Consider the following 7,299-nt stretch of genomic DNA (forward strand, 5'->3'; position numbering starts at 1 on the left):
GAGAAGAGGAAACAGGAATGAAGAAAAGAGGAATCGCAAAAGCGGTGGAGCAGGAAATTCTTGCATCCTATGAGCAGCTTTACCGGCTGGCAATTACCTATGTAAAGAACGAACAGGACGCAATGGATGTAGTGCAGGAAAGTGCATATAAGGCAATGAAGAATGCCGGTCAGGTGAAGGAAGAAACCTATATTAAGACCTGGCTCTGGCGGATTGTTATAAATACGTCACTGGATATGTGCAAGAAACAGAAGCGTATCGTAAGTGGAGTATTTATCCCGGAAGAAGCAAAAGAAGATGTATACAAAGACTGGGATATGCTGGCAGCGTTGGAAGAATTAGAAGAACGGGAAAGAACCATTGTGATATTAAAATATTTTGAAGAATGGAAAATAGATGATATTGCAGATCTTCTGAAAGAAAATCCAAACACCGTAAAATCAATCCTGTATCGCAGCTTAAAGAAATTAAAGATAAAGATGTCCAGGGAGGAAATAGCATGAACCATGAGAAAATAGACAGGATGAAGCAGGAATATGAGCAGATAGAAGTCCCGGAAGCATTGAAAACGCAAGTGGAAGCCGGAATCAGAAAAGGAAAGAGGGAGACCCAGAAAGGCAGTATCCGCTTTTTAAAAGGAGCAGCAACGGTAGCGGCAGCTATGGTTGCACTGGTGATTTCGGTAAATGTAAGCCCGACAATAGCCCATGCCATGGAAGAGGTTCCATTACTTGGCACAATTGTAAAAGTAGTGAACTTTTCTACATATTTTGATGTACAGGATGATAAGAATATGGAAGCAAATGTAGACATTCCCCAGGTGGCAGTGACAAATCAGGATGGGGAAGTATTATCGGATGAGACGGACGAGCTGAATCAGGAAGTGAAAAAGTATGCCGGTGGTATTATTAAGTCTTATCAGTCTGATGTAGCTTCCATTGAAGATGGTGAGAATGGTAATGAGGCAGTGAATTCGTCTTATCAGGTAGTGACAGATAACGACCGGCTGTTTGCTTTAAGAATTGATACTTCCATTGTAATGGCAGGATCGAACCAGTATACGAAAATCTATAATGTAGATAAGAAAACCGGAAATACCATTACATTAAATGATTTATTTCAGAAGGATTCCGATTATCTGGACCGGATTTCAGAGGAAATAGAAAAGCAGATGAAGGAAAATATGGAAAAAGACAGTAACCTGCAATACTTCTTAGACAAGGATGTAGATGGCTACAGCTTTGATGGAATTAAGAATGATGTAAATTTCTATGTCAACAAAGAAGGAGAGTTGACCATTGTTTTTGATAAATATGAAGTAGCACCGGGTTATATGGGAATTGTAGAATTTACGATTCCGACCAGTGTGGTTTCTGATATTATAAAGGACGGATATCTGCAATAATATGACAAAGATGGTGCGTACTAGGCATTTATAGTAATCGAAAACTCCCCCGGATATTGGAAGAAATTTCAATATCCGGGGGAGTTCTTATGCTATATCATGAGATACTTTTATTTTTTGAAGTTAGCTCTCTTTCTTAAGGTCGGGTCAAGAATACGTTTACGGATACGTAAGGATTCCGGAGTAACCTCTAAGAGCTCGTCAACATCGATAAAGTCTAATGCCTGCTCTAAGGAAAGTATCTTCGGTGGAACTAGGGTCAGAGCTTCGTCTGCGGAAGAAGAACGTGTATTGGTTAAGTGTTTCTTCTTGCATACGTTTAATTCAATGTCTTCCGGTTTAGAGGAAGAACCGATAACCATACCGGAGTAAACCTTTACACCGGCTCCGATGAAGAGAGTACCACGCTCCTGAGCGGAGAACAGACCGTAAGTTACGGATTCGCCGGATTCGAAAGCAATCAGGGAACCAAGTTTACGATAAGCAATATCTCCCTTGTATGGAGCATAGCCATTGAAAATGGTATTGATGATACCATTTCCTTTGGTGTCGGTTAAGAAGTCTCCACGGTAACCGATAAGACCACGGGATGGAATGTTAAATTCCATACGGGTATAGCCGCCGCTGATTGGACGCATATCAACCATCTCACCTTTACGCTGGCTTAATTTATCAATAACAGTACCGGTGAATTCATCCGGAACGTCAACATAAGCTAATTCCATAGGCTCTAATTTCTTGCCGTTTTCATCGGTATGGTAAAGAACTTCAGCCTTGCTGACTGCAAATTCATAACCTTCACGACGCATATTTTCGATTAATACGGAAAGATGTAACTCACCACGTCCGGAAACCTTGAAGCAGTCTGCACTGTCGGTTTCTTCTACACGAAGGCTGACGTCGGTATTTAACTCACGGAACAGTCTGTCTCTTAAGTGACGGGAAGTAATGAATTTACCTTCCTGTCCTGCAAGCGGGCTGTCGTTGACCATGAAATTCATGGAAAGAGTAGGCTCGGAAATCTTCTGGAAAGGAATGGCAACCGGGTTGTCTGTTGCACAGATGGTATCACCGATATGGATGTCTGCAATACCGGAAATAGCAACGATAGAACCGATTTTCGCTTCCTTTACTTCTACTTTATTCAGACCATCAAATTCGTATAATTTGCTGATTTTGACTTTTTTCTGTTTGTCAGGCTCGTGGTGGTTTACTACGATAGCATCCTGATTTACCTTTAAGACACCGTTGTCTACTTTACCAACACCGATTCGTCCAACGTATTCATTATAATCAATGGTACTGATAAGAACCTGGGTGTTTGCATCCGGGTCACCGGTAGGTGCCGGAATGTAGTCGATAATGGTTTCGAATAAAGGAGTCATATCCTTGCGCTCATCATTTAAATTTCTCATGGCGTATCCATCTCTTGCAGAAGCGAAGATGAATGGGCAGTCTAACTGTTCGTCAGAAGCGTCTAAATCCATGAAAAGCTCTAATACTTCATCAATAACTTCTTCCGGTCTTGCTTCTGGACGGTCAATTTTATTGATACATACAATAACCGGCAGATTCAGTTCCAGTGCTTTCATAAGAACGAATTTGGTCTGTGGCATAGCACCTTCAAATGCATCTACCACAAGAATAACACCGTTTACCATTTTCAGAACTCGCTCAACCTCGCCACCGAAGTCGGCATGGCCAGGAGTATCAATGATATTGATTTTTACATCTTTGTAGAATACAGCAGTATTCTTAGAAAGAATGGTAATACCACGTTCACGCTCAATATCATTGGAATCCATGACACGTTCCTGGACTTCCTGATTGGCACGGAATACACCACTCTGTTTCAACAGCTCATCGACCAGAGTAGTTTTACCGTGGTCAACGTGGGCGATGATAGCTATGTTTCTAATATCGTCTCTTGTTGTTTTCATATAAAATCCTTCCTTCTATCAGTGCATAAAATTCAGTTTCTTCTTATATATAATGCCTGTCTATAAATGACCGGCGTTTTTATTCTATCACATATTGAAAAATACGCAAGTATTTCTTTCTTTACAGGAAATTGCTTTCCTGTAAAGAAAAAAACGCTCCGCGAGGATGCGCACTGCGGCGTATAAGGTAGATGTCGCAAGCGACCGCCGCAGGCGCGAGAATGTGCCAAGGCACATTCTTTGTTCAAGGACACAGCGCATATGCATGGAAAAGCGGCTTTATGCATAATATATCCAAAATGTTATCGACAGATTTTGATGAGTTTCATCTCATTGGAATGGTACTGTAAAAACGTTCGAAAACACACTAAATAAAGGAGAAAGATTCATGGCAGATAAGATTTTAGAAAACAACCAGGTATCCATTGTAGGGGAGATTATTTCCGATTTCCAATACAGTCATGAAGTGTATGGGGAAGGCTTTTATATGGTAGAGGTAGCGGTCAGCAGATTAAGTAATTTTTCCGACTACATTCCATTGATGATTTCAGAGCGTCTGATTGACACTTCGCAGAGTTACATAGGACAGAAGGTATATGTGACCGGACAGTTCCGTTCCTATAACAGACATGAGGAACTTAAGAACCGGCTGGTTCTCTCCGTATTCGTCCGGGAGATTGAGTTTATTGAAGAAGAGACAGAGGAGATGAAGAGCAACCAGATTCTTCTTGATGGCTATATCTGTAAAGACCCGATTTACCGTAAGACTCCTCTTGGAAGAGAAATTGCAGACCTGTTGGTGGCGGTAAACCGTTCCTATGGAAAATCAGATTATATCCCATGCATCTGCTGGGGAAGAAATGCAAGATTTGCCGCAAGATTTGAGGTGGGTGTGCATGTGCAGATCTGGGGCAGAATCCAGAGCAGGGAGTATGTCAAACGCTTAAATGAGGATGAGGTAGAGAAGCGTACCGCCTATGAAGTATCCGTGAGCAAAATTGAATATATGGAATAAAATAGTAGAAATAAAGAATAATTGAGAAAGCATGAAACATACAGACATTGCTTTTTATTGGAAATTGTGGTATCGTAAGTAAATCTGGGATAAAGAGTCCCTGTAAGAATTGGCATGGAGGTTTGTCATGGAAAAGGGTTCCGTACAGATTTATTATGGTGCAGGTCGTGGAAAGACCAATGCTGCACTGGGCAATGCGTTGCGGGCAGCCGGAGAGAATAAGAGTGTAATTATTATCCAGTTTTTAAAAGGAAAAACAGATGATCAGATTGCTTATATGAAGCAGTTAGAACCGGAAATCAAGGTATTCCGTTTTGAAAAATCAGAAGAGAATTATGATGAACTGCCGGAAGAAAGACAGGCAGAAGAGAAACTCAATATGAAAAACGGACTGAATTTTGCCAAGAAAGTGCTGGTTACCGGTGAATGCAATGTACTGATTCTGGATGAAGTTCTGGGCCTTATAGATGCCGGAGTAATTTCGTCGGAAGAATTAGAAGCTGTTTTAAAAGCAAAGATGGATGAAACAGAGGTTATTATGACCGGAAGGGTATTAGAAGAATCCATTCGCAGCTATGCAGATGAGATTTATAAGATTACTGCGGAAAAATAGGGAAGAAAATGTAAAATGTCCGCACAGGACGTTGACAGATAGTAGCAGCGGTGCTATATTGAGGTAAGAAATTTAATATATGAAGATAGAGGTTGCGTGAGACAAGAGTACTTGGTCGGATATGGCAGACATAAAAGAAGACATAAGGAAAGGGGAACACGCCGAAAGGTTATTTTCCTGCAAAGAATAATCTTGGGCATGGATTGAAGAAGTTCATGACTGTCATCTTGTAATAAGATGGGGCGCTATCGGTATGATCCATAATAATTTAAGTGGAATATCAACCGGCTCCCTGTGAGCCGGTTTTTTTATGCTGGTAATAAAAGCAAAACAAACGATATCTTCATACAATAAATAAGATACTTATAAAGTGGAGGAAAAAGAACATGTCTATTTACAAAGGTTCCGGAGTTGCAATTGTAACCCCAATGAAAGCAAATGAAGAAGTTAACTATGACAAATTAGCAGAATTAATTGAAGAACAGATTTCTGAAGGTACAGACTGTATCGTAATCGCAGGAACAACCGGAGAGAGTTCTACCTTATCCATGGAGGAACATCATAAAGTAATCTGTGCAGCAGTAGAATTTGCCAAACACAGAGTTCCGGTAGTAGCAGGAACCGGTTCTAACTCAACGGAGACAGCAATCCAGTTGACCAAAGAAGCAGAAGAAGCAGGAGCAGACGGAGCACTTATCGTAACTCCATATTATAATAAGGCAACACAGAAAGGTTTAATCGGACATTATTCTAAGATTGCACAGGAAACAAGACTTCCGATTATTATGTATAATGTACCGGGAAGAACCGGATGTAACCTTCTGCCGGAGACAGTTGCAGAATTATTCCGCACCCAGGAAAATATTGTTGGATTAAAAGAAGCAACCGGTAACCTTGCACAGGCATCTAAGACCATGTACTTAACCGATGGAAAGCTTGATTTATATTCCGGAGAAGACGGACTGGTTGTACCACTTATGTCCATTGGCGGAATCGGAGTAATTTCCGTATGGGCAAACCTTGCTCCGGCAAAAGTGCATAATATGTGTGAAAGCTTCTTCAAAGGAGACCTTGCAACAGCAAATCAGTTACAGAGAGAAGCCCTTCCATTGATTGATGCATTATTCTGTGAAGTAAACCCGATTCCGGTAAAAGAAGCATTAAATCTTATGGGCAAGAACGTCGGACCGCTTCGTTCCCCGCTTTGCGAGATGGAGCCAGCCAATAAAGAGAGACTGATTCAGGCAATGCGTACATATGGATTAAAATTAGTATAAGAAACTGGAGATGATAGAGATGACAAAAGTAATCATGCATGGCTGTAATGGAAAAATGGGTCAGGTAATAACCGGCCTGATTGCACAGGACGAAGATGTGGAGATTGTAGCCGGAATTGATACCTATGATGAGAAGAAAAATGATTATCCGGTATATAAGACCATCCGGGAATGCCAGATTGCAGCAGATGTTGTGATTGATTTTTCAAATGCGAAGGCAGTAGATGAACTGTTAAATTACTGTGGCGAGAAGAAGCTTCCGCTGGTACTTTGCACCACCGGTTTATCCGAAGACCAGCTGGCGAAAGTTACTGAGACCAGCAAAGAGACTGCAATTTTAAAATCTGCCAATATGTCACTTGGAATCAATACCTTAATGGATTTATTGCAGACTGCTATAAAGAAGCTTGCACCTGCAGGCTTTGATGTGGAAATCGTAGAGAAACATCATAACCAGAAGCTGGATGCGCCGAGTGGAACTGCTCTTGCATTAGCAGATGCCATGAATGAAGCTATGGACAATACCTATTCCTATAAATTAGACAGGAGCAGTGAGCGGAAGAAGAGAGATGCAAAAGAAATCGGTATTCAGGCAGTCCGTGGAGGAAGCATTGTTGGTGAACATGAAGTAATCTTCGCAGGAACTGATGAAGTGATTGAATTTAAGCATACGGCATATTCTAAGGCAATCTTTGGGAAAGGAGCTGTAGAAGCAGCAAAGTTCTTAAAGGGAAAACCTGCCGGAATGTATGATATGCATGATGTAATCCGTGCAGAGTAGAGTTGGGCACGCATATAATTACAAAATAAGAAATCCCCGGTATCGTATCCGAAAAAGTGATATGTACCCAGAATCCTGGACACATATTTACGAACTAGACTGAACACATGGATGCTATCCTGTATTGTACAGGCGGCATCCATTTTGTTTTTGCCTGAATTCTTTTGTTATTATAATAATCTATATATTCTTCAACCGCTTGTGAAAATTCTTCGAAAGAAGAATAGTTTTTTTCATAGCCATAATACATTTCATTTTTTAATCGTCC

Annotated in this window: 8 protein-coding genes and 1 riboswitch; of the genes, 6 read left to right on the forward strand and 2 right to left on the reverse strand. The window is 40.9% G+C overall.

Going from position 1 to position 7,299, the window contains the following annotated elements; translation table 11 throughout:
• Positions 1-17 precede the first annotated feature (17 nt).
• Complete coding sequence (locus tag DV740_RS00395) at positions 18-503, forward strand: sigma-70 family RNA polymerase sigma factor (RefSeq protein WP_117698937.1); 486 nt, start codon at positions 18-20, stop codon at positions 501-503.
• Complete coding sequence (locus DV740_RS00400; RefSeq protein WP_118087240.1) at positions 500-1,405, forward strand: RsiV family protein; 906 nt, start codon at positions 500-502, stop codon at positions 1,403-1,405. Before DV740_RS00395 ends, DV740_RS00400 begins: the two co-directional genes overlap by 4 nt.
• Before the next feature lie 110 nt (positions 1,406-1,515).
• On the opposite strand, the gene typA is transcribed toward DV740_RS00400, so the two are convergent.
• Complete coding sequence (typA, locus tag DV740_RS00405; protein WP_117840758.1) at positions 1,516-3,345, reverse strand: translational GTPase TypA; 1,830 nt, start codon at positions 3,343-3,345, stop codon at positions 1,516-1,518.
• Positions 3,346-3,733: 388 nt separating this feature from the next.
• On the opposite strand from typA, the gene DV740_RS00410 reads away from it, so the two are divergent.
• The 4 genes from DV740_RS00410 to dapB all read left to right on the forward strand — a co-directional run bounded on the left by DV740_RS00410 (position 3,734) and on the right by dapB (position 7,031).
• Positions 3,734-4,360 (forward strand): single-stranded DNA-binding protein, encoded by a 627-nt coding sequence (locus DV740_RS00410; protein WP_022242678.1) that lies wholly within the window; start codon positions 3,734-3,736, stop codon positions 4,358-4,360.
• A 127-nt stretch (positions 4,361-4,487) separates the two neighbouring features.
• Positions 4,488-4,973 carry a cob(I)yrinic acid a,c-diamide adenosyltransferase gene (locus tag DV740_RS00415; protein WP_022242679.1) on the forward strand — a complete coding sequence of 162 codons (486 nt, stop codon included), beginning with the start codon at positions 4,488-4,490 and terminating at the stop codon, positions 4,971-4,973.
• Between the two features lie 78 nt (positions 4,974-5,051).
• Positions 5,052-5,229: riboswitch (Lysine riboswitch) on the forward strand.
• A 130-nt stretch (positions 5,230-5,359) separates the two neighbouring features.
• Positions 5,360-6,250: a 4-hydroxy-tetrahydrodipicolinate synthase gene (gene dapA, locus DV740_RS00420; protein WP_118087241.1), complete on the forward strand. Its 891-nt coding sequence runs from the start codon at positions 5,360-5,362 to the stop codon at positions 6,248-6,250.
• A 19-nt stretch (positions 6,251-6,269) separates the two neighbouring features.
• Positions 6,270-7,031 (forward strand): 4-hydroxy-tetrahydrodipicolinate reductase, encoded by a 762-nt coding sequence (dapB, locus tag DV740_RS00425; RefSeq protein ID WP_118087242.1) that lies wholly within the window; start codon positions 6,270-6,272, stop codon positions 7,029-7,031.
• Between the two features lie 94 nt (positions 7,032-7,125).
• On the opposite strand, the gene DV740_RS00430 is transcribed toward dapB, so the two are convergent.
• The coding region (locus DV740_RS00430; RefSeq protein WP_147342277.1) for an IS3 family transposase at positions 7,126-7,299 on the reverse strand (174 nt) is incomplete at its 5' end.

It is taken from the genome of Roseburia sp. AF02-12, assembly GCF_003461765.1.
In the GTDB taxonomy this organism is placed as follows: domain Bacteria; phylum Bacillota; class Clostridia; order Lachnospirales; family Lachnospiraceae; genus Roseburia_C; species Roseburia_C amylophila.